Here is a 20760-nt window from a genome sequence, read left to right as displayed (position 1 = left end):
AGTACCCCCAAATGATTAATAATTCTTTTGTGAACCCCTTGGAACAAATGAAAGCATTGCAGAAGACGCTGACCCGATTTATGATGATGTACAAATTTGCTCTTCACGAGGTGGAGACGAAAATCGAAATCCTACAGGAGGAGTTTCAGCTTCTCCACGACTATAATCCGATCGAACACACGAAATCGAGAATCAAATCTCCGGAGAGCATCATGAAGAAGCTGTACCGTAAGGGCGGCGCCACCTCTCTGGAGGACATTAAGCGAAACATCCAAGATATCGCCGGCATCCGAATCACCTGCTCGTTCATCTCGGACATTTACCGGATCAGCGATATGCTGCGAGCTCAGAAGGATCTCAATATCCTCTCCGTGAAGGATTACATCAAAGATCCCAAACCCAACGGGTACAAAAGCCTGCATCTGCTGGTTGAAGTGCCGGTGTTCATGTCCGACGGCGAGGAGCTGGTTTGTGTCGAAATCCAAATCCGCACGATCGCCATGGATTTCTGGGCCAGCCTGGAGCACAAGATTTTCTACAAATATAATGAGTCGGTGCCGGACCGGCTGTTGGAAGATCTCAAGAATGCTGCCGACACCGCCTATGAGCTGGATCTGAAAATGGAGCAGCTCCAACAAGAGATGGAAGAAATCAAGCACGCGCATCAAGCCGAAGCCGCCGAGGACTTCCAGCTTCTCATCAACAACAAGAAGTTCAATATTCCGGAAAACCTGCTGAAGTTGTTGTCGGGCGGAGAATAACCCTCGTCCCTTTATTATGAAAAGAGCTTCCCAGCCGAAATTTCGGCAGGAAGCTCTTTTCTTTATGATGATGATTTGTAGCTTACTTTGATTCTGCTGGTCCCTTTTTATCCGCTTTACTCGTATAAGGTTTAGGAGCGCTTTTCGCTCTCCGCTCACTCGCTTGCCAGCGATTCCAACCCTTCTTGTCCGTTCCTCTACCCGTGCCGCCTTTCCCTTTGGCCATGTCATCACTCCGCTACAGTTGGTATACCTATTATCCTTTTACTTTTACCTTTTGTTTAACCCTTTCCATTTCCTTGCCTTTGTTTCTAGGTGCCCGCACAGGCTGTGCTTCTTTTGGGGTTGGTGCGGTCTGCGTCATCGGGTAAGGATGGTCCTTGATGACGGGGATCCGTTTGCCAATCAACTTCTCGATATCGGCCAAGTAAGGCTTCTCGTCGAAATCGCATAACGAAATGGCAACGCCGCTTTGTCCCGCCCGGCCTGTCCGCCCGATCCGATGAACGTACGTTTCGGGGATGTTCGGCAGCTCATAGTTGATCACATGGGACAGCTCGTCGATGTCGATCCCTCGTGCCGCAATGTCGGTCGCCACCAGGACACGTAAGGTACGGTTCTTGAAATTTTGCAACGCTGTCTGCCGGGCGCCTTGCGACTTGTCGCCATGGATGGCTTTCGCGCTGACCTGCGCTTTGGCCAAGTGGCGTACCAGCCGGTCCGCCCCATGCTTGGTCCGCGTAAAGACGATAGCGGATTCGATGGATGAGTCCTTCAAGAGGTGTAGCAGCAAGTCTTTCTTGTTGCTCTTATCCACAAAATACAAACGTTGCCCAATGGCGTCCACTGTGGAGGATACCGGCGTTATCGTTACTTTTACGGGGTTTCGCAATATGGAATCAGCCATCTGCGCGATCGCGCCGGGCATGGTTGCGGAGAAGAGCAAGGTCTGCCGCTGGGATGGCGTTTTGGCGATGATTTTTTTGACGTCGTGAATAAAGCCCATATCCAGCATCCGGTCAGCCTCATCCAGGATCAGCATCTCCACGTCCTTCAAATCCACCAGCTTCTGCTGGATCAGATCGTTCAGCCGGCCGGGGGTGGCGACCAGAATATCTACGCCCTTCTGCAGCGCGATCTCCTGCGGCTTCTGGGACACGCCGCCGAAGATGACGGCGCATTTTAGAGGCAAATTCTTGCCATATGCGCAAAAGTTCTCGTAGATCTGCAGGGCCAGCTCCCGGGTTGGCGTGATCACTAGCGCCCGGATGTTGCGGCGGCTAGGCATAGGCGTATGGTTCTTATGGAGCAATTGCAGTGTAGGAATAGCAAATGCGGCGGTCTTCCCTGTGCCGGTTTGCGCGCAGCCCAGCAGGTCTTTGCCGCTCAGAATAGGCGGAATGGCTTGTTGTTGAATCGGCGTAGGTGCCGTATAGTTCTCGTGTTCCAATGCTTTTAATATCGAAGGGATCAAGTTCAGTTCTGTAAATTGCATAATAACTCCTTGCCGAAATCACTAATTTCGGCGGCCAGAGCTTCAGGTCACCGATCATATCAATATAACACGGCGCGGGTCACCCGGCAAATTCGGACTCTCGAGATAGCGATACCTGCCACCGGACGATCAAGCGCTAAATATATGCGAAAAACCGAATAGATTTCATGATTTCCGGCGATTTCAACCAATTATATATGAAATTTCATACACATTTGTCCATCCTGATGGCGTTTGCCCAGAATCTATATGAAAATTCGAATAGAAATCCAAATTTCGGCCGTCAGTACCATTTTATATATGAAAAACCGAATACAATTTCATATTGTCGAACCGAGCTCACCACGAGAAAAATACGGGGACTTCCGCCGATTGGAAACTAGAAGGCCGGATCGGGTCCAAATCGGGTGGAATCCGAAGTGCCACGTCCAATATCCTCTGCTTTCCATCGACTTCTTCGCGGATTTCTTCCATTAAATGGCCAAGTCCTTCGACCATCGCGGTCCCTCCTTCACATTTTCCTCAATCTGCCTTTAAAAACCTCGATATCCACTTCATATTCTAAAGATTTTACCGAAATAAAAGCAAAGGGGCGATCCCTTCGAGAAAACGCAAACATACGTCACAACAAGCTGGAATACGCGGGTTTTACCTGTGGGTGGTTGTGGTATAATCACGATGATTTGCGAAAACGGATTGCCATCCGGCAGCTTGCAAGAACAAACAGAAACGGGTGATCAGATGTTCGAACTCAAATGGCTATGGCAGAATTTGGAGGGCAACCGGGCCAGGTACATTACGGCGCTAGTGCTTTCCGTCGTGGGCTCTTCGCTCATGATTATCAATCCATACATAGGCCAACGCATTGTCGACACGTTTATCACGGGTGAGAATGCGGCACAAAATCTAACGCAGGAACGAGGACTGCTCATCATGCTCTGTATGGGCATGATCGGTTTTTCCTTACTACGCACGGGGCTTGCTTATCTAACAACGATGCAATACGAGCAGGCTTCGCAAAATATGTTGTACAAAGTCCGCATCTACCTGTACAACAAAATCCAAGGCCAGGATATGGAATATTACGACCATAACCGGACCGGGGACTTGATGACCAAGATGACCGGGGACCTGGACATGGTTCGCCACTCCATGGCGTGGATCATCAAGACGATTATCGAGTCGGTCACGATCTTCCTTGCGGCCGTCATTTATTTCTTCACGATCGATGCCGTGTTGACGTTGTGGCTGCTGGTTTTGGCACCTCCGATCTTCGTCGTGGCTTACATTTTCGCGAAGAAGGTCCGTCCGATGTACATCGACTTGCGCGAGCGGTTGTCTCAGCTGAACACGACCACCCAGGAGAATATCTCGGGGAACCGTGTCGTTAAAGCCTTTGCCCGCGAGGAATACGAAATCGAGAAGTTTACGGACAAGAACATCCACTTCTCCCAAGCCAACAAAAAAGCTGCGCTCGTGTGGCTGGACTACTTCCCTTATCTGGAGACGTTCGCGCAGGCGTTTAACGTCATTTTGATGCTGGCCGGCGGCTACTTCGTGATGCAGGGACGAATTACCTTTGGGGAATTCTCCGCGTTCTCCGCGCTGATCTGGGCGATTTCTAACCCGATGCGCAATATCGGTATTATCATTAATGATATTCAACGTTTCTTCGCGAGCTTAAGCAAAATCGTGGAAATTTACTACGCGAAACCAAACATTGTGAACGAACACAAGGCTACCGAGAAACGTCGTTATGAAGGACAAATCGATTTCGATCACGTCCGCTTCAAATATGACGGCGGCGAAGTGCTTCACGATATTAGCTTCTCAGTTAAACCCGGCGAAACCGTCGCGATCATGGGCTCCACCGGATCGGGTAAAACGTCCCTCGTGAATCTGATCCCGCGTTTCTACGATGTATCCGGCGGGCAAGTATTGGTTGACGGCGTCGACGTACGCAAGCTGGAGCTCGACGAGCTCCGCAGCAACATCGGCATCGCAACCCAGGATGTGCTGCTCTTCTCCGATACGATTGACGGGAATATCGCGTATGGTGATCCCGAGTTACCGGAGGAACAAACGGTCGAGTATGCTCGGTTGGCTGCGGCGCATGATTTTATCACGAAGATGCCGGAAGGGTATGATACGATCGTCGGAGAACGTGGTGTCGGCTTGTCCGGCGGGCAGAAGCAGCGGATTGCGCTATCCCGGGCCCTTGCCGTGCGTCGGCCGATCTTGATCCTCGACGATACCACGTCTGCGGTTGACCTCGAAACCGAGGAGCATATTCAGAAGAGCTTGCGCGAGCTAGACTTCCCGTGCACGAAGCTGATCATTGCCCAGCGCGTGTCCACGACGGCCGAAGCCGACCGCATTCTGATCCTGGACGGCGGTCGCCTGATCGAGGAAGGCACCCATGCCGAATTGCTAGCCAAGCGCGGCTATTATTACGAGGTCTTTATGCTTCAAAACGAAGGTATCGGAAGGAAGGTGAGCGCTCATGGCCAGGAATAAATTCGATGTCGATGAAAACCTGGAGTCTCCCTTTGACATCAAGCATTTCAGGCGAGCCATGGTTTATATCCGGAAACAGCAGAAGCCGATGATCTTGGCGTTTGTGCTGAGCGCCTTGTCAGCTGCAATCGCGCTGTCGGCGCCTCTCATTATTCAACACGTCGTCGACGTGACGATTCCGGAGAAAGCCTTCGGCGCATTGATCTGGTGGTCCTTGCTCATGCTGCTCACGATCGTGGTCAGCGTCGAGCTGGCGACCATTCGCTCCCGGATTATGACCCGGGTCGGGCAGGATATCATCTTCGATATCCGCACGGATTTGTTCAAGCATCTGCAGAATCTGCCGTTTAAATATTACGACGACCGCCCTCAAGGGAAAATCCTGATCCGTGTCGTCAACTACGTCAACGCCGTATCGGACGTCTTGTCCAACGGGATCATCAACTTCATTCTGGAAATCGTCAACCTGATCTTTATCGCCGCCTTTATGTTCGCGGTGGATGTGCGGTTGTCTCTGGTCACTTTGGCCGGTTTGCCGGTGTTCCTCGGCGTCATGCTGCTGATCAAAACCCGGCAGCGCCGGGCATGGCAGGCGGTTTCGAACAAAAGCTCCAATATGAACGCCTATTTGCAGGAAAGCATCAGCGGGATTGGCGTCACGCAGATTTTCTCCCGCGAGAAGCATAACGAAGGCATCTTCACTCGTCTGGCCGGGAACTACCGCAAGGAATGGATGCGGGCACTGCGTTACAACGCTCTGATCCCGTTCACCGTCGACAATCTGGCGACGATCGTGACGACGCTCATCTATTTGGTCGGTTTGCTTGCGATGGGGCCGCAAGGCGTGACCTTTGGGGTCATCCTTGCAATGAGCAGCTATGCAGCCCGGTTCTGGCAGCCAATCCTCAACCTGTCGCAATTGTACAACAACTTTATTAACGCCGTTGCTTACCTTGAGCGGATCTTCGAAACGCTGGATGAGCCAGTGACGGTCAGCGACGTACCGGAGGCGAAGGAACTTCCGTCGGTGAAGGGTAACGTCAAGTTCAACGACGTGACGTTTGCCTACGATCCAGGCCTTAACATTCTGGAGCACCTGAACTTCGACGTGAAGGCCGGGGAGAGCATCGCCCTCGTCGGTCCGACGGGTGCGGGCAAAACCACGGTCGTCAACCTGATCTCGCGCTTCTATAACTTGACCGACGGCGAGATCCTGATCGATGGTCACGATATCTCGCAGGTGACGCTGAAGTCGCTGCGCAGCCAGATGGGGATCATGCTGCAAGACAGCTTTATTTTCTCCGGCACGATCATGGATAATATCCGTTACGGCAAGCTGGATGCCACGGAAGAGGAGATTATCGCCGCAGCCAAAACGGTCTGTGCCGACGATTTCATTCGCGAGTTCGAGGAAGGTTACCAAACCGAGGTTAACGAACGCGGCTCGAAGTTATCCCAAGGACAGCGCCAGCTCATCTCGTTCGCCCGGACCCTGCTGGCCGATCCGCGCATCCTGATCCTGGACGAAGCAACCTCCTCGATCGATGCCAAGACGGAGCGCCTGCTCCAGCAAGGCTTGAACGAGCTGCTGAAGGGACGCACCTCGTTCATCATCGCGCACCGGCTGTCGACCGTGAAGAACTGCGACCGCATTATGTACGTGTCTGACAAAGGGATCGCCGAGTCCGGTTCGCATGATGAGCTGATGGCGAAGAAGGGTTTGTACTACCGCTTGTATACGGCGCAGAAGATGGAAGCTGTGTAATTACGCAAAGAAAGGCAATTCCGAAGCCCTATTCAGGGCTACCGGAATTGCCTTTTGTTTATTCCCGGATGACATCCATCCGTTATTCGTATTGGCCGATTCGGTTTTCGATATATTCTTCAACCTCTTCTTTGGGAATGTCCAAGGCGATCGCCAACTCGCCGTGCAAATTCTCAGAAGCCGAGCTCAATAGCCGTTCGTCCGATTGCCGCAGCTTTTTGCCTAAACCGTGTTGCTCTCTTTTTTTGTGCACCATCGCTTTGATGACCTTGATCCACTCCACGTAATCGCCTGTGCCGATCGCTTGCTTGCAGCTGGCTTCCCGGGCTTTATCGTTGCTGATCCAGGTCACGTCAATGCTTGGAATTCGGGAGATCAGACGCTCTGATTCTTCTCGCGAAATGATGCTGCGCATGATCACCTTGAAATTGTCGACCGGCGTATAAATCGTAGTTCCTTTAAGATAAATCGGGTTGAGCAGATAATACTTGCGGTCCCCCTCCACTCCCGGCGGCGTGCAAATGTCTTTAATTTGGCAGACCCCATTGCTTCCGTAGATCACATACTCATTTACCGCAAACATATGCCTTCCTCCTTTAGTCTTCTGATGAGAAACCTTGAATCTGGACCCTAAAATATAAAAACACCGCCCACTCTATCTGAGTGAAACGGTGTCCGAGAACTCGCCGTTTGGTTATTTATCACCCTAAGGATGTACCTATAATTCCATTATAGACTAAATAACGGGGTTCATGTCATTTATTTAGGAAATACTAAATTTTATTCGATAATCCCTTAGGAGGTTAGGTGTACCGATGAGCGAAAACGAGAACGCCAAACAGCAGCTGAAACGAGCAAAGGCCAAGGATTCCACCGATGAAGGCCGAAAAGGCGCCTTCATGACGAAGGACGCCTGGAACCAAGACGGCAACCCCGCCGCAGCGGTGGACGAATTCGGCCCGGAGATGAGACCGGAGGATCCGCCGACGTTGAATGGGAAGCCGGATTAACTCGGCTGTCAGCTTGAATTTTCTCGGAGCATGGAGTTACAAGGTGAGATGAATCTATATGATTTTTCGAATTCATTTTGCCGGAATCGTCGGAGTTGGCGGATTGTATTCGATTTTTCATACAGAATCTTGGATTCGAACCGGATCAAGCATAAATCTGTATGATATTTCGAATACAATCGTTCAAAAACGGTGAAACCAGCGGATTCTATTCGAAATTTCATATAGAATGTACCCAACGGCGGTACGCGTTATATAGCTTGTAGCTTGTCGTTCCCACTCCGCATCAACAACGCACATACTTCCGCTTAAATCCAAGCTGTCCGCGATCCAGCGATTTTTGGATCGTTTCCGTGGCGTTCAGGAAGGTGTTTTTCTTATTCTCCCGTTTCATCTCTACCGGACCGACCGCCTTGGCGGCCTCGACCGCTTGCGCGTGGAGCGGCATATACGAAATCCCGACGGTGTAAATAAAGTTGTTCATCGCGGATTTCGTTCGTTCGGGCGCCTCGTGGATCGTGTTCTTCACCGTTTCTAGCATACCTGCGAGTTTGCTCTCGGCAAATTTGCTGTCCGGCTGGCTCCCCAATAGCCAGCAATAACAGCTCCAACCCGCCGACATTCTTAGCTCGTCCCCACTGGCGATCCACTTGTCGGCAACCTCCTGCGCAATATCCGTCTCCGCCAAAGTAACAGCCACCACATAATCCGATAGCATATAAAAGTAGGCGCCCTCGATCCATCGCTCGAAATCCGCGTGCGTCATCGCTTTCGGATCGGCAATGATCCCCGCAAAATACATCGCATCATAGTTTCCCGTCGCATAAAGCTGTTCGGCCAAAGGCTGATTGATTTTGATTTGCCGGAATAACGGTTTCATATCTCCAGTCGCTACGCCAAACAGCGGCTCCCGCGCGCCGTTAGACATGTACATTTTCTTGAGACGCTCCTTACCAAGCGCTTCTAGCTCCTGCATTACGGTTTCCAGATTCATCGTTGGGCCAGCTCCCTTCATCCCGCATGGATTCTTTCGTCTAGCTTACTACGTTAGGAGGGCTAGATTCAAATCCCTGACCGGGTTGTTGAGCGTCCTGCCGTATTATTTGCTGCGTGCCAAACGGAACCCTTGATCCGGACCAAAGCCGTTCGCTTCAAACTTCCCGCGAAACGACACCTCACTGCTGCGAATATCGCCGATCCAACCGCCACCTTTGACCACTCGAAAGGAACCGCGATCCTCTCTCCGGCTCACATCGTCCCCGTACCAATCCCAGCACCATTCCCTCACATTGCCGGACATATCGTAAAGCCCCAGCTCATTGGGCTTCTTGCCACCGACAGGCTTGGGTTGACCATGATTGCTCTCGATGATCGGCCAGTTCCAGTCTCCGGTCAGGTATTTATCCCCGACGTTCCGCCAATACCAAGCCACATCGTCCGCGCGGGAGCTTCCGCTGTATTTGAAACTTTTGCTCTCTTGACCGCCGCCAGCCGCATATTCCCACTCCGCCTCTGTTGGTAGTCGGTACCCGTTCGCCTCCGCATTAATCGTGACGAGCCATTTCAGTTGATCGTTATCGCTTTGATTATTCGGGTCTATCTTGCTCTTATCTATATGGTAAAAAGGTGTCAATCCCTCTTGTATGCTACGCTGATTGCAATACTCGATCACGTCGTACCAACTGACCATTTCCACTGGTAAATCGTTGCCTTGAATTTGGGATGGGTTACTCCCCATCACTTCCGTCCATTCCTTTTGGGTGATTTCATATTTCCCGATATAAAAATCCTCTAGCGATACGCTCGAACCGTAGTAGTTGGAAAGGGGGTTCATCACCTGCCCGCCTTTGACCAGCACGAAGCGATCCTTCAGCCGATCTGATTGTCCTGAGCCAACCTGCGAGCAGGCCGTGATCAGCACAAACATCGAGAGAAACAGAAACAGATACATCCATCGCTTCCTCATGGGTAACTCTCCTTTGATTGAAAGATCGACAAGGCCGCCGGCGGACACCGAACGGCCTTCTCACAAAGTTCAGCGATTAACCGGTTACCACACCGTCACGTTGGAGCTTCCGCTACTTTGATAGCCTTCCGTCGCCAGAACCTGGTAGGACCAGCTGCTTCCCAGATTCATGCCTTTGCTCTTCCAAGCATTCACATGATTGCTGAAAGTGATGGCAACGTTACTGCCGGTTGGTCTTTTGGATTGCCGAACGCTCCAGAATTGTTGGAACGTCTGCGTACCGTCGATCGAAGGCGCATTGTAACGCATCGTCGTATAAATATCGTAGGTGCCTCCGTCACTGGTCACCGTACCTTTATAAGTGCCGGTCGGTCGGTACGTGCCCCAGCTGTCCACAACGTAATACTCGATCAATGAGTTTCTGGTCCATCCGTAAAGCGTCAAATATCCGTTACCCGAAGGAGCCCATACACCGGCGTTATAGTTGATCGTCCGATTCGGCGAACCTACATTCCAGCCTTTGCCGACCACGAAGTTCCCGGTATTGTACCAATTGACGCTGTAATTGCCCCCAGACCCGTTTACCGCATTCACCGTCCCGCCGCCGTCTGTCCAATTTTGCCAATAATCCGTCGCTGCATTTGAGGTCGCCCCAAACAAACCGAAACTCATCGAAGCTGTCAGGAGTAAAGTCAACATCTTTCTTTTCAATTTCATGATCAATTCCTCCTCAGAACTCTATTTTTTTAAAAAAACCGTTCCTTCTCCCTGCTTCATACCGAGATGCGTCTTTGCTGTTGTGGGGCACCACCTACCTTGTGTCATAATCTAGAAACATTTAACTATCACCCCCTTTACTAGAAAATTATAGAAGGTAAGCGCATACATTTCACTTCGCAAAATAAAGGTTTTATCTTCTTTTTTACATAGATTGATAGAATCAAGCGATTTGGAAAGTAAAAAACGACCCCAACGGAGTCGTCTTGTGGATAGGGATCAGCTTTCATATGGAAGTTGCCGTGCATTAAACTCCGGTGTTTGCCTTAACGAGAACCTCGGCGTATTTCGCCTCGTCCTTGCTTGGGGAAAGGAGCGTGCCGACAAATGCGGCAAGGAAGCCCAGTGGGATCGAGATAATCCCCGGATTCGTCATCGGAAAAATCGCTGTTCCGGTCAAAATCGCCTTGCCCGGTTCCGGATCCCATACGTTCGGGCTCAGTGCCACGAGAATAACCGTACTGAGCAAGCCGACCAGCATGCCGGAGATCGCCCCCGTGCGGTTGAATCTACGCCAGAACACGGTGAACAGAATGATCGGCAGGTTGGCGCTTGCCGCGACGGCAAAAGCCAAGGAGACGAGGAAAGCCACATTCATCTTCTGGGCGAACAGGGCTAGCACGATCGAGATGATCGATACGCCGATCGAAGCCCAGCGGGCCATGCGCAGCTGTTCCCGTTCGGTCGCGTTGCCGCGGCGGACGATTTGTCCGTAGAAATCGTGTGCGAAGGCCGACGCCGCCGACAGAACGAGACCGGTGACAACGGCTAAGATTGTGGCGAAGGCCACCGCCGAGATAAACGCGAAGAGGAAATCGCCGCCAAGCGCCTTAGCCAGGAGCGGAGCGGCCATATTTCCGGCCTTGTCGACGGCCGTGATCTCCTCCGTACCGACGAACGCCGCAGCCCCGAAGCCAAGGAAGATCGTCATGACGTAGAAGATGCCAATGATCCAGGTGGCGTAGACCACGGAGCTGCGTGCCGTGCGGGCGTCCTTGACCGTAAAGAATCGGGTTAGAATATGCGGCAGCCCGGCAGTGCCCAGCACCAATGCCAAGTTGAGCGATATCGTTTCTAGCGGCACTTTGTACTTGTTGCCCGGGTTCAGATAGTTCTCCATTAATGGGGTTGCCGTTTTCATCTGCTCGAACATGCCGGTCAGGCTGAAATCGAACTTCGCGAAGACCATCAGCGAGATGACAAAAGTGCCACCCATCAGCAAAACCGCCTTGGTGATTTGTACCCAACTCGTGGCATGCATCCCGCCGAATACGACATAGACGGTCATCAACACGCCAACGATCAGCACCGAGGTGACGAAATCGAGGCCCAGCAGGAGCTTGATCAGCGCCCCCGCTCCAACGAGCTGCGCAATCATGTAGAAGATCGAGATGGCAATCGTATTCAGGGCTGCGAAGCCGCGCACTTCTTTATTCGCAAAACGGGCCGCAATCATGTCGGCAACCGTATATTTACCCAAGTTGCGGAGCGGCTCGGCAACCAGGTACAGCACGACGAGGTACGCAACGAGAAACCCGATGCTGTAGAAGAAGCCGTCGAAGCCGACCAAGGCGATGGACCCGGCGATGCCCAGAAATGACGCCGCAGACATATAATCGCCAGCGATGGCCGTCCCATTCTGCCAGCCCTTCAGCCCGCCGCCCGCCGTGTAAAATTCGCTGGTGTTGTTTGTTTTTTTCGCGGCAAAATAGGTAATGACCAGCGTCAACAGCACAATCGTGCAAAATAAAGTGAACGCCATAATCGTTACGCCCCCATTTCCCGCCGGATATCATCCACCAACCGGTCAAACTGCCTTGCAACGCGCGAGTATAGGATACAGAGCGCCCACGTCATCACAAACTGAGCGAACGCGAACATCCACGCCCAGGAAATCGGGCCGATCGCCGGTCGATTCAGCACCTCCGAATACGAGGTCATGATCGGGAGCGCAAAGTAAAACAGCAGAAAAAATACAGTTAACGGGATAATGAACTTTTTCTTGCGGGAGATCAGCGTTTTGAACTTGGCGGAATGCCACACCTCGGTGTAGCTTTTTCCTTTCGCGCTTTTTGCGCCCTTTGTGCTTTTTGCGCCTTTCGCACCCATACCTTCCCCTCCAATCATGAACTTTGAAGAACACCCATTATATGTAAGCGCTTCGAACTCATTTTATGCAGGATTCGGCTTGCTAAACGTTCAAATTTTAACCTTCCGACTTTTTCATATATTGATCATAGAGCTGCTCAAACGTATCGTAGCGGTTCACTCCTCTTCCCACTCTGTGGTGTTCCTCCAGATAATCCTCCATCACCCGCAGAAATTGACCTTTCACCCCATCCAGATGATCGGCATCAAAATAGGCCATGAGCACGTACTTAGGAGTTCCAATCAACTGTGTCATTTCATCCAGGAAACTCTGCGCCCCCATTGCCGCATGAAAGGCGTAGGATTTGTCTTTCATCCCCGTACTGGCAATCATCTTGTTGCGGTAGTTGCACCACAACTCCTCGTATGTCCCCGATCCGTGTTATTGATGACGATCAGGTCCAGGTCGCTTTTCTCATGATAATCGCCTGTGCGAAACGAATCTGTCACCCCAATGATGGCAATATCCTCTGAGAAATCCCGCTGGGCACGTTCAATCACCATACGGATGATGTTCTCATTCTTCTCGAGCAGTTGTTGCCTCTTAAGATCCTCCATGACTCTACCTCCTGACCGTCCGGCCTTTGTCCTACAAGCCCCTGTCTAATTTCATTGTAGAGACGGATCGCGTCAAGTTGTATTCCGAGTTTCATTATAGAAAAGAAATACGGGGTGTTGCCGCACCTAACTTTGCGGTTCGTTTCAAGTGTTCTCAACCGATTGGCCTCCGCTAAAAAACGATAAAAAAGACACCTGCATTCTTGCTCAGGTGTCTTCAAGCATTCAAAGTTGGGTTTTGTTTCTGCTTATAACGTTTCTGCTTATAACGTCTCTTCTTTTACTTCCCCGCCTTGCAAGCTCTTTTTTCTTAAAGGGATCAAGATAATCGCACCGACGATGATGCCTATCCCCAATATGGCCGCAGTCCAATAAAGTCCGCCAAACCCCGTCTGGGCGGCCATCTTCGTTACCTCAGTCACGCTGTCAGCAAGCACTTGCTTCAGCGTAGGATCCTGGATCGCTTGAAGCATCTCGGAAAGCTGACCTTCCGACACGCCAGAGGATCCTGAGGCCATCTGCTGCCCGATCTGCGCAAGTTCTGCCTGTGCGTCGGCTGACAACGTGACGCTAGCCAGATTTTGTTGCAAAATGCCTGGGAACTTCTCAGCAAACAGTGTACCCATATTGTTGAACGCGCGGGCGATAAATCCAGCATAGATCGCCGGGGCCAATGTCATCCCGATTTGGCGGAGCAGCGACAAGGAGGCTAGGGCCGAACCCTTATCCTTCTTCAAGCCTTCCGTTGCCAAAATGTTGAGCGGCGCCCCCAGAATGACCCCAATGCCGACGCCAGCGATGGCACTGGCTACGATAAATTGCCATCTGGTTTCAAGCCATAATGGGAAGAGCATAAAACCGATAGCTGCGATCACTCCGGACATAATCACTGTAAATACCGGACCTCGTTTGGAAACTAGTATACCGCCTAACCCTGCTCCTAATCCGGCAGCCACCGCCAGCGGCGTCATCCAATACCCCGAGTTTTCGGCCGAAATACCAAGCACTTGCTCGGTAAAGGACGGGATATAGATCATCGCAGCCAGCAGACCGCCCGATAAGGTACCGATCAGCAGGACCATCAGGTATCTGGGCTGCTTGATCAGACGAATGGGCAGGATTGGATCACCGGATCGATCCCGTTCCATTTTCCCTTCAAAGAACAGCAGTATCGTAAACAGCACAACCCCGCCAAGCAAATATCCCCACACATTCGGGCGCGTCAGACTTTCCGCAAAATTAATGTCGATGTTCGTAAGTCCTAGCATCAGGGACAAGATGCCCAGCGATAAAATGATCGTACCGATGAGGTCAAGCCGTCCTGGCGACGGATCCGACGATTCCTCTAGCTTCCGCAGCCCCAATAGAAACAGCACAATGGCGATCGGGACGTTGATCAAGAACAACACATGCCATTTCCCCGTTAAATCCAGAAGCAAGCTGCCGATATTCGGTCCAAGAACGGCAGCAACCCCGTTCATGGCGCCAAGCAAGCCTAAATATTTAGCTTGTTTGTCCGGCTCAACCGTACTCAAGATATGTGAGCTGCCGATAATGAAAATCCCGCCGCCTCCTAAGGCCTGCACGACGCGAGCAAATAAATAAAAGCCAAAGGAAGGGCTAAGCGCAACCAATAAAGAGCCTAATCCAAACAGAGCAATTTCGATAATAAATAGTTTCTTGCGACCATAGCGGTCCGACAATTTCCCTACGATTGGCAAGCTGATCGCGAGGCCCAACGTGTAAATCGTAATCCCCCATGCGCCCCAGTTGGCGGACACGTCAAAAGAACGGTTGATCGTCGTAAGCGCTGCGCTGATAATCCCGTTATCAAGCTGCGCCATAAATACGCCAACCGAAAACAATAAAATCGCCCAAAACTGCGATGAGCGTTTTGCCATAACAATTCCTCCATCTTGAGCCAGATTTTCATTAATATATAAAGCCATAACAGAACCGAAGCGCCTATAAACATAATTATAGTGTAGGTCAAGCCATTTATGTAACTTCCCCAATGCAGCAGATCCGACACCAACGGACGGAAATAAGAGATAGTGATCGGACTGATTTCACCGATCCACAGCAGTAATATGCCCGAAATCGTAGCCCGGATAACCCCGGTGCGAAAATACTCTTTTCACCACCGTTAGCTTACCTAATCTCATATATAGAATCGGTCCTAACACGCTAGACGCCAAGGTTGTGACAATAAAGATGCTAAACTCTAGTTAGCAATTTCTTATCGCATTTCCGCGATTCTTCGCATAGGCTCGACGAGCCAAAAAGGGACGCTTTGAACGCGCCCCCTCTGCTTGATTTCCTAAAACTTAATAATCCCGGTGGTATGGAGTAGAACCAGAAATACGAGAACCGGTGCAATATAGCGAACCATAAACAGCCATACCCGGAACCAGCCCGCCTTGAGCCCAGCGGCTTCCGCAGCATTCTTCCAGAAGTATCCCGCAAACACCGTGGTAATCAAACCACCAAGCGGCAACAAAATATTCGAGGTCATGAAATCAAGCCAGTCAAAGAAGCTCTTCCCACCCATATCCGTGAATACCGGAACGGCTCCAAAGGAGAACACCGACGGGAGCCCGATCAACAAAACCAGAACGCTGATGATCGTCACGGATTTTCCACGGCCCCAGCCCCAACGATCCATTACGTAAGTTACTGGGACTTCAAGCAGCGATACCGAAGACGTCAATGCCGCGATCGCCAGCAGGATGAAGAACAGCCCGCCAAAGAAAGCTCCCAGCGGCATGGCCGAAAACGCGGCAGGAAGCGCAATGAAGACCAGAGACGGCCCCGCATCAGACTCCAACCCAAAAGAGGCGGTCGTCGGGAAAATAATCAGCCCCGCAATAAACGCGTAAATCAAATCACCCGCTCCAATCGCCAGGGTAGCCGGACCGAGGGATTGGCGCTTGTCGACATAAGCCCCGTAGGTAAGCAAAATCCCCATGCCAAGTGACAGCGAGAAAAAGGCATGTCCCAGCGCAACCAATGCCGCTTCCGGACTTAATTTTGAGAAATCCGGCTGAAGGAAGAAGGATACGCCCGCACCAGCTCCCGGTAAGGTTAAAGCCCGAATCATCAAAATGATCAAAAGCACGATCAGGCCCGGAATCAGCACTTTATTAAATTTCTCGATGCCGCCGGAGATTCCTTTACCCACTACGATCCCGGTGATCAATACGGCCACGGCCTGCCATACCAGCGGCATGTAGCCTTCAGTAAACGAGCTGAATTGTCCAGCGTAGTCGGAGTTCGCAAACAGATTTCCGCTGAAGGACTGTATAGCATAGTGTAGTGTCCACCCGGCCACGATGACATAAAAGCTCAGAATCAGAAAAGGTGCGATGACTTGCAGCAAACCGAGAAGGCCAAAAGCTTTAGGGCCGCCAGCTTTGACAAAAGACGTGGACGCGCTGCCTCTACCTGCTCGCCCGATGGCCAGCTCCGCCAAAAGCAAAGGCAAGCCAATCAAAATCAAACAGATGATAAACAGTAGGAAGAATGCGGCTCCACCGTTCTCCCCCGTAATATATGGGAATTTCCACATATTCCCCAGCCCCACGGAACTGCCGATGGCGGCCAAGATAAAACCGGTAGAAGAGAAGCGTTCATTCCGTCCTTGGTCTAGGTTGTTTTGTGATGGTTTCATGGTGATCCCCCATTTTTTATATATTCATCTATTATAATCAAAAACCGTGACAGAGGGGTATGAAGTTTCTCTTGTTAATGATCCTTCAATATAAGGGATTTATCGTTTACACTAAGGCAAAGGCCTACCATTCATATCAGATCATACAACCGGGGAGGAATCCTCTGATGAGCATAGAACCGTTATCCTTCATCCCGTCGTTTCGACGGGCCAATTCCGTCATGAACCGAACGCTAAGCAGTCTCAAACAGCCGGATATGGCCGTTCAGATCCACTATTGGGGCTTTATGCCCCGCCATTTCGACAATACGGAGCATAAGCATTCATTCTTCGAAGCTTGTTACGTGTTAACAGGATCCGGCTTCTACCTCGAAGAACATACGAAGTTCCCGCTTCAAACCGGGACCCTGTTTCTGTCCAGACCGGGAATCCCGCACCGGATTTTGAGCAAGGAAGGGCTGGCGTTGTGTTACGTCGCCTTCGATCCGGAGGAATCGGCTTGCAGCGAACTTTATACCGCCGCTTTCGAGCTGCTTGCCAAACAGGGAATCCCTGTGCTTCAAGAAGGGACCGACCAAACGCCTGGACTACTCTGGCGCTCTCTCTTATCCCTGTTTGCTTCGTCTGCCGCCGGCGCAAATTACCCGCCGCCCATGCTGCACAGCTTGGCGGAGTCCCTGATCTTGTCCATCCTTACCGCCCACGGCCCCGGCTTCGATCATGAGACGGGCGGTACGGACAAGAATGACGAAGGCGCCTTCATGGTTCATCAGGCCGAATTGTTTATCATGGATAACCTGAGCGAGACTCTATCCCTAGAACGGGTTGCCGGTCACCTGCACATCACAACACGCCATTTGACGAGGTTGTTCCGCAACTACGGGCACCAATCCTTTGTGCATTACGTACAGGAGCAGCGCGTACAAAAAGCCAAGAACCTCATCTTGAACACAGACCTTCAGCTTAAACAGATTGCCGCTTTGTGCGGATTTGAATCCATACACTATTTCACGCGCGTATTCACGACCAAGCTTGGCGTAACCCCTGCTCGCTTCCGGCGCTCGCAATTTACCGAAGGACGGTACGATTCCGATTTATAACCTGTCGCTAGAATCGATGTCCTGATCGTACAAAAACACTTCCTCTTTTTATAAAGACGGATTCTCCCTTCTGCTTCTACAATAGGACCGTAAGCTGATCCGAAGAAGGGAGGATCCATCCATCTTGAACCCTGTACCGGCTTTTCAAAAATATCCTATCAATAACTTACACTTCCGAGACAGCCCCGTGTTCATGCAGCGGGGTACGAGCTCCTGGTGTTCATTCATTCTATCCGCTTATCAAGAAACTGCAGGCACTTTCTATATCACGCTTGACGGGACTCACGGAGCTGATTTCTCCGCCTTGCTGGAACCCCTGCGGCAAGCTTGTGAAAAGGAAGGTATTCCTTTCTCAAGCGATTTCACAGCGAAATATGTGAAGCCTGAAGGGGAACTGCGTTCGGAAATGGCGGCTTACCTGACGGATAACCGGGCATTTGGCTATAAAGCAAACGATATCCGTCCTATGCGATATTTTCGGAACGATGCCAAGGCATTCCTGGAGAAAAAAGCACTTGAACATGCACCGGGTGGCGGGATATATGTTCTCTACGGACCAGGAGCCGCTCTTCTTGCCGGAAAGGAACCCGATCTCGCTTTCTTTGCCGACTATTCCCGTGAAAACCAACAGTTGCGTCATGCCCAGCGGATGGGTAGCTTTGGCTTCGGCGAATCGGAAGACAAAGTCGAGACCTACAAGCACTGCCTGTTCCTGGAATGGCCCGTATGGGAGCCCTATCGCCAAGACTGGCTGACACTGAATGGAGGGCATCCGAATAAGAAGGCTTGCTACTATATGGACTTGAATCGTCCTGATGCTCCAGTATGGCTGCCGGTCGTAGCATTAAAGAGCGTACTCCGAGAAGCGGCGAAGCAGCCGTTCCGGGTGAAGCCGTTTTTTGCTCCCGGCATCTGGGGAGGGCAATATTTGAAGAAGTTGTGCGACCTTCCGGAGGAATGGGCGAACTGCGCCTGGAGCTTCGAACCGATCGCTCCCGAGAATACGCTTCTTTTCGAAGTACAGGGGATGCCCTTGGAAGTACCGTTCACCCTTCTTATGGAGGAAGCCCCCTACGATATTTTGGGAGAGCGTAATGTAGGGCTGTTCGGCAATTATTTTCCCATCCGGTTCGACTACTTGGATACGATGCAAGGTGGGGAATTATCGCTCCAGGTCCACCCGCTACAAGCGTATGTGGAATCTACATTCAACGAGCATATGACGCAGCAGGAATCCTATTACATCATGCGAAATGCACCGGGGGCCAAGGTTTATCTTGGATTAAAGGAAGGCGTCACCGGCGAGAAGCTGCTCGAAGCCGTGGAACACACCCACTCGACAAGAGAACCGCTCACGTTGTCTTCCTATGCGAACGAATACGAATCGGAGAAGGGCAATTTGTACCTCATTCCTCCGGGAACAGTGCACTGCTCCGGTAGAGACAATCTGGTTCTGGAGATTTCCTCAACCACCTGGTGGTTCACTTTCAAAATCTATGATTACCTGCGCCTGGATGCGGATGGCAAGCCACGTCCCATGAATCTCGAACACGCACGGCATAATATCAACGATGCCATGGACACCTCCGCCGTCGAAGGCGGTTTGATCGCTCGGCCGATTGTTGTTAGCAGACAGGGCCGGAGCACGGAAGAATTACTGGGGCAACGCGGCGATCTTCTGTTCCAGGTCAGCAGGCTGTCCCTGCAGAATACCTGGCACGCGGATACCCGTGGCGAATTTGTCATGTACAATCTGGTGGATGGCGAACGTGTCCGTCTTGTACCGGCGGACAACGAAGCCGCAGCGGTTGAATGGGGATATGCCGAAGCTTATATCGTACCGGCCAGCGTAGGCGAATACCGTCTGGAGAACCTCTCCGATTCCCCGTGTACGCTTATAGCCGCTAGAGTAAATCCGGAATGGAGCCTTCCTCTCCTTCCGCCAACCTGGAATCCGAGCAAAGAGGCCTCCCATGAACTTCAGTAACGGACCGGACCTCGAAGCGGGAGCCCCTACCCTGATCACGCTGACGCTCGATGCCGGAGGAACCGTCCTAAAGGGGGCACTTCTCGTTAACGGGGAGATCGTACCCGATTCGTTCATGAGCCGACCATCCGAATCCCAGGGGTCTGCATCCAACACGATCGCCAGCTTTGCCGGAGTATGCCTTCATTTGCTAAGCTACTATACCGCAGCTTACGGACCTTTGCGTAATAACGATAAAATCCGGATCGGATTTGCCTTTCCCGGTCCGTTCAATTATGAGGAAGGCGTCGCGCTTCTTCAAGGGATCGGCAAATATGAAGCCCTGTATAAGCTGTCCGTTCGGGACCTGCTTCGTGAGAAATTGCATCAACTCTCTTCCCATACACCAGGCATCCTGACCGATTTGCTCGCCTCAGCCGAAATCCGGTTCGGGAATGACGCCCACCTATTCGGACTCGGAGTCGGCCTCCGTTTCCCGTCGGAACGACTGATCTGCCTCACGCTTGGAACCGGCTTGGGCTCCGCTTTTGTCGAGAACGGACAACTCGCCTCCTCCGCCGATGGAGTTCCGTTGAACGGCATGCTGTTCGCCGAACCTTATCGGGAGGCGATCGTTGACGACTATTTTGGGAGAAGAGGGATTCTTGGGATGGCGAAGGAGCGGGGACTCCTTGTGGAGAACACCGATGTCGCGGATCTGGCGGAGGCAGCTAAACACGGAGACAAAGAAACTCTGGAATTATTCCATGAATACGGCAGACGGCTGGGAGAGATGCTTTTGCCTTATGTTGCTGCTTTCAAGCCCGATCGCATTATTCTCGGGGGACAGATCTCCAACAGCTTCCCGCTCTGGGATGATGACTTTCAGCAATCTCTTGGCGAGTTCACGCTTCCGGTTATCCAGTTGCAGGATGGGATCACCGACGTATTTAAAGGCATTCATCGGCTATTCGAAAATACGGATGGACATCCGTCCGCCTCACTTCAAAACTAGGAGGTTATCTCA

The 20760-nt window shown here is 51.5% G+C and carries 20 protein-coding genes; 7 read left to right on the top strand and 13 right to left on the bottom strand.

Annotation, left to right across the window (positions count from 1 at the left end; translation table 11 throughout):
* Positions 1-11: 11 nt before the first annotated feature.
* Positions 12-761 (top strand): GTP pyrophosphokinase family protein, encoded by a 750-nt coding sequence (locus MKZ15_RS04545; RefSeq protein WP_339820160.1) that lies wholly within the window; start codon positions 12-14, stop codon positions 759-761.
* Positions 762-843: 82 nt separating this feature from the next.
* On the opposite strand, the gene MKZ15_RS04540 is transcribed toward MKZ15_RS04545, so the two are convergent.
* The 3 genes from MKZ15_RS04540 to MKZ15_RS04530 all read right to left on the bottom strand — a co-directional run bounded on the left by MKZ15_RS04540 (position 844) and on the right by MKZ15_RS04530 (position 2754).
* Positions 844-987: a DUF3934 family protein gene (locus MKZ15_RS04540; protein WP_155608346.1), complete on the bottom strand. Its 144-nt coding sequence runs from the start codon at positions 985-987 to the stop codon at positions 844-846.
* 30 nt (positions 988-1017) lie between these two features.
* Positions 1018-2256 (bottom strand): DEAD/DEAH box helicase, encoded by a 1239-nt coding sequence (locus MKZ15_RS04535; protein ID WP_339820157.1) that lies wholly within the window; start codon positions 2254-2256, stop codon positions 1018-1020.
* Positions 2257-2595: 339 nt separating this feature from the next.
* The gene (locus MKZ15_RS04530) at positions 2596-2754 is read right to left on the bottom strand and encodes a hypothetical protein (protein WP_193415694.1); all 159 of its coding nucleotides are present in this window, start codon (positions 2752-2754) and stop codon (positions 2596-2598) included.
* 243 nt (positions 2755-2997) lie between these two features.
* Here MKZ15_RS04530 and MKZ15_RS04525 point away from each other — a divergent pair, with 243 nt between their 5' ends.
* Positions 2998-4773, top strand: coding sequence for an ABC transporter ATP-binding protein (locus MKZ15_RS04525; RefSeq protein WP_213623859.1), 1776 nt, complete (start codon positions 2998-3000; stop codon positions 4771-4773).
* On the top strand, positions 4760-6538 hold the full coding sequence (locus MKZ15_RS04520) for an ABC transporter ATP-binding protein (RefSeq protein ID WP_213623858.1): 1779 nt from the start codon (positions 4760-4762) through the stop codon (positions 6536-6538). The genes MKZ15_RS04525 and MKZ15_RS04520 overlap by 14 nt, the downstream gene beginning before the upstream one ends.
* Before the next feature lie 82 nt (positions 6539-6620).
* On the opposite strand, the gene MKZ15_RS04515 is transcribed toward MKZ15_RS04520, so the two are convergent.
* The gene (locus MKZ15_RS04515; protein ID WP_213623857.1) at positions 6621-7121 is read right to left on the bottom strand and encodes a CarD family transcriptional regulator; all 501 of its coding nucleotides are present in this window, start codon (positions 7119-7121) and stop codon (positions 6621-6623) included.
* A gap of 232 nt (positions 7122-7353) precedes the next feature.
* Between MKZ15_RS04515 and MKZ15_RS04510 the strand changes: the two genes are divergently transcribed.
* Positions 7354-7548: a hypothetical protein gene (locus MKZ15_RS04510; protein WP_193415697.1), complete on the top strand. Its 195-nt coding sequence runs from the start codon at positions 7354-7356 to the stop codon at positions 7546-7548.
* Between the two features lie 286 nt (positions 7549-7834).
* Here the strand turns inward: MKZ15_RS04510 and MKZ15_RS04505 are convergent, their stop codons facing one another.
* From MKZ15_RS04505 to MKZ15_RS04465, 9 genes are all read right to left on the bottom strand, one after another.
* A complete protein-coding gene (locus MKZ15_RS04505; RefSeq protein ID WP_339820151.1) occupies positions 7835-8542 on the bottom strand; it encodes a DNA alkylation repair protein in 708 nt (235 codons plus the stop codon).
* Between the two features lie 105 nt (positions 8543-8647).
* Positions 8648-9514, bottom strand: coding sequence for an SUMF1/EgtB/PvdO family nonheme iron enzyme (locus MKZ15_RS04500; RefSeq protein WP_339820149.1), 867 nt, complete (start codon positions 9512-9514; stop codon positions 8648-8650).
* A gap of 84 nt (positions 9515-9598) precedes the next feature.
* Positions 9599-10231, bottom strand: a complete 633-nt coding sequence (locus tag MKZ15_RS04495; protein ID WP_155606564.1) for a glycoside hydrolase family 11 protein — start codon at positions 10229-10231, stop codon at positions 9599-9601.
* A gap of 307 nt (positions 10232-10538) precedes the next feature.
* Positions 10539-12053 carry a cation acetate symporter gene (locus MKZ15_RS04490; protein WP_193415701.1) on the bottom strand — a complete coding sequence of 505 codons (1515 nt, stop codon included), beginning with the start codon at positions 12051-12053 and terminating at the stop codon, positions 10539-10541.
* Between the two features lie 5 nt (positions 12054-12058).
* On the bottom strand, positions 12059-12400 hold the full coding sequence (locus MKZ15_RS04485; protein WP_193415702.1) for a DUF485 domain-containing protein: 342 nt from the start codon (positions 12398-12400) through the stop codon (positions 12059-12061).
* Between the two features lie 97 nt (positions 12401-12497).
* Positions 12498-12755 carry a hypothetical protein gene (locus tag MKZ15_RS04480; RefSeq protein ID WP_244868552.1) on the bottom strand — a complete coding sequence of 86 codons (258 nt, stop codon included), beginning with the start codon at positions 12753-12755 and terminating at the stop codon, positions 12498-12500.
* A gap of 14 nt (positions 12756-12769) precedes the next feature.
* On the bottom strand, positions 12770-12997 hold the full coding sequence (locus tag MKZ15_RS04475; protein WP_339820141.1) for a hypothetical protein: 228 nt from the start codon (positions 12995-12997) through the stop codon (positions 12770-12772).
* 263 nt (positions 12998-13260) lie between these two features.
* Positions 13261-14898, bottom strand: a complete 1638-nt coding sequence (locus MKZ15_RS04470; protein WP_193415703.1) for an MFS transporter — start codon at positions 14896-14898, stop codon at positions 13261-13263.
* A gap of 419 nt (positions 14899-15317) precedes the next feature.
* Positions 15318-16667 carry a sodium-dependent transporter gene (locus tag MKZ15_RS04465; RefSeq protein WP_339820137.1) on the bottom strand — a complete coding sequence of 450 codons (1350 nt, stop codon included), beginning with the start codon at positions 16665-16667 and terminating at the stop codon, positions 15318-15320.
* Between the two features lie 167 nt (positions 16668-16834).
* Here MKZ15_RS04465 and MKZ15_RS04460 point away from each other — a divergent pair, with 167 nt between their 5' ends.
* The 3 genes from MKZ15_RS04460 to MKZ15_RS04450 all read left to right on the top strand — a co-directional run bounded on the left by MKZ15_RS04460 (position 16835) and on the right by MKZ15_RS04450 (position 20748).
* Complete coding sequence (locus tag MKZ15_RS04460; RefSeq protein WP_339820134.1) at positions 16835-17767, top strand: AraC family transcriptional regulator; 933 nt, start codon at positions 16835-16837, stop codon at positions 17765-17767.
* 124 nt (positions 17768-17891) lie between these two features.
* Positions 17892-19754, top strand: a complete 1863-nt coding sequence (locus tag MKZ15_RS04455) for a class I mannose-6-phosphate isomerase (RefSeq protein WP_339820131.1) — start codon at positions 17892-17894, stop codon at positions 19752-19754.
* The gene (locus MKZ15_RS04450) at positions 19741-20748 is read left to right on the top strand and encodes an ROK family protein (RefSeq protein ID WP_339820128.1); all 1008 of its coding nucleotides are present in this window, start codon (positions 19741-19743) and stop codon (positions 20746-20748) included. Before MKZ15_RS04455 ends, MKZ15_RS04450 begins: the two co-directional genes overlap by 14 nt.
* Positions 20749-20760: the final 12 nt, after the last annotated feature.

Source organism: Paenibacillus sp. FSL R7-0216 (assembly GCF_037969915.1).
Taxonomy (GTDB): Bacteria; Bacillota; Bacilli; order Paenibacillales; family Paenibacillaceae; genus Fontibacillus; species Fontibacillus rhizolycopersici.
This window is presented reverse-complemented; position numbering and strand designations above follow the sequence as displayed.

Coding starts and splice junctions, on each gene's coding strand:
- MKZ15_RS04475 (WP_339820141.1), bottom strand. CDS start 12,997: ATGGAGGATCTTAAGAGGCAACAACTGCTCGAGAAGAATGAGAACATC.
- MKZ15_RS04500 (WP_339820149.1), bottom strand. CDS start 9,514: ATGAGGAAGCGATGGATGTATCTGTTTCTGTTTCTCTCGATGTTTGTG.
- MKZ15_RS04515 (WP_213623857.1), bottom strand. CDS start 7,121: ATGTTTGCGGTAAATGAGTATGTGATCTACGGAAGCAATGGGGTCTGC.
- MKZ15_RS04480 (WP_244868552.1), bottom strand. CDS start 12,755: ATGAAAGACAAATCCTACGCCTTTCATGCGGCAATGGGGGCGCAGAGT.
- MKZ15_RS04490 (WP_193415701.1), bottom strand. CDS start 12,053: ATGGCGTTCACTTTATTTTGCACGATTGTGCTGTTGACGCTGGTCATT.
- MKZ15_RS04460 (WP_339820134.1), top strand. CDS start 16,835: ATGAGCATAGAACCGTTATCCTTCATCCCGTCGTTTCGACGGGCCAAT.
- MKZ15_RS04505 (WP_339820151.1), bottom strand. CDS start 8,542: ATGAATCTGGAAACCGTAATGCAGGAGCTAGAAGCGCTTGGTAAGGAG.
- MKZ15_RS04465 (WP_339820137.1), bottom strand. CDS start 16,667: ATGAAACCATCACAAAACAACCTAGACCAAGGACGGAATGAACGCTTC.
- MKZ15_RS04540 (WP_155608346.1), bottom strand. CDS start 987: ATGGCCAAAGGGAAAGGCGGCACGGGTAGAGGAACGGACAAGAAGGGT.
- MKZ15_RS04535 (WP_339820157.1), bottom strand. CDS start 2,256: ATGCAATTTACAGAACTGAACTTGATCCCTTCGATATTAAAAGCATTG.
- MKZ15_RS04450 (WP_339820128.1), top strand. CDS start 19,741: ATGAACTTCAGTAACGGACCGGACCTCGAAGCGGGAGCCCCTACCCTG.
- MKZ15_RS04510 (WP_193415697.1), top strand. CDS start 7,354: ATGAGCGAAAACGAGAACGCCAAACAGCAGCTGAAACGAGCAAAGGCC.
- MKZ15_RS04530 (WP_193415694.1), bottom strand. CDS start 2,754: ATGGTCGAAGGACTTGGCCATTTAATGGAAGAAATCCGCGAAGAAGTC.
- MKZ15_RS04525 (WP_213623859.1), top strand. CDS start 2,998: ATGTTCGAACTCAAATGGCTATGGCAGAATTTGGAGGGCAACCGGGCC.
- MKZ15_RS04545 (WP_339820160.1), top strand. CDS start 12: ATGATTAATAATTCTTTTGTGAACCCCTTGGAACAAATGAAAGCATTG.
- MKZ15_RS04520 (WP_213623858.1), top strand. CDS start 4,760: ATGGCCAGGAATAAATTCGATGTCGATGAAAACCTGGAGTCTCCCTTT.
- MKZ15_RS04470 (WP_193415703.1), bottom strand. CDS start 14,898: ATGGCAAAACGCTCATCGCAGTTTTGGGCGATTTTATTGTTTTCGGTT.
- MKZ15_RS04485 (WP_193415702.1), bottom strand. CDS start 12,400: ATGGGTGCGAAAGGCGCAAAAAGCACAAAGGGCGCAAAAAGCGCGAAA.
- MKZ15_RS04495 (WP_155606564.1), bottom strand. CDS start 10,231: ATGAAATTGAAAAGAAAGATGTTGACTTTACTCCTGACAGCTTCGATG.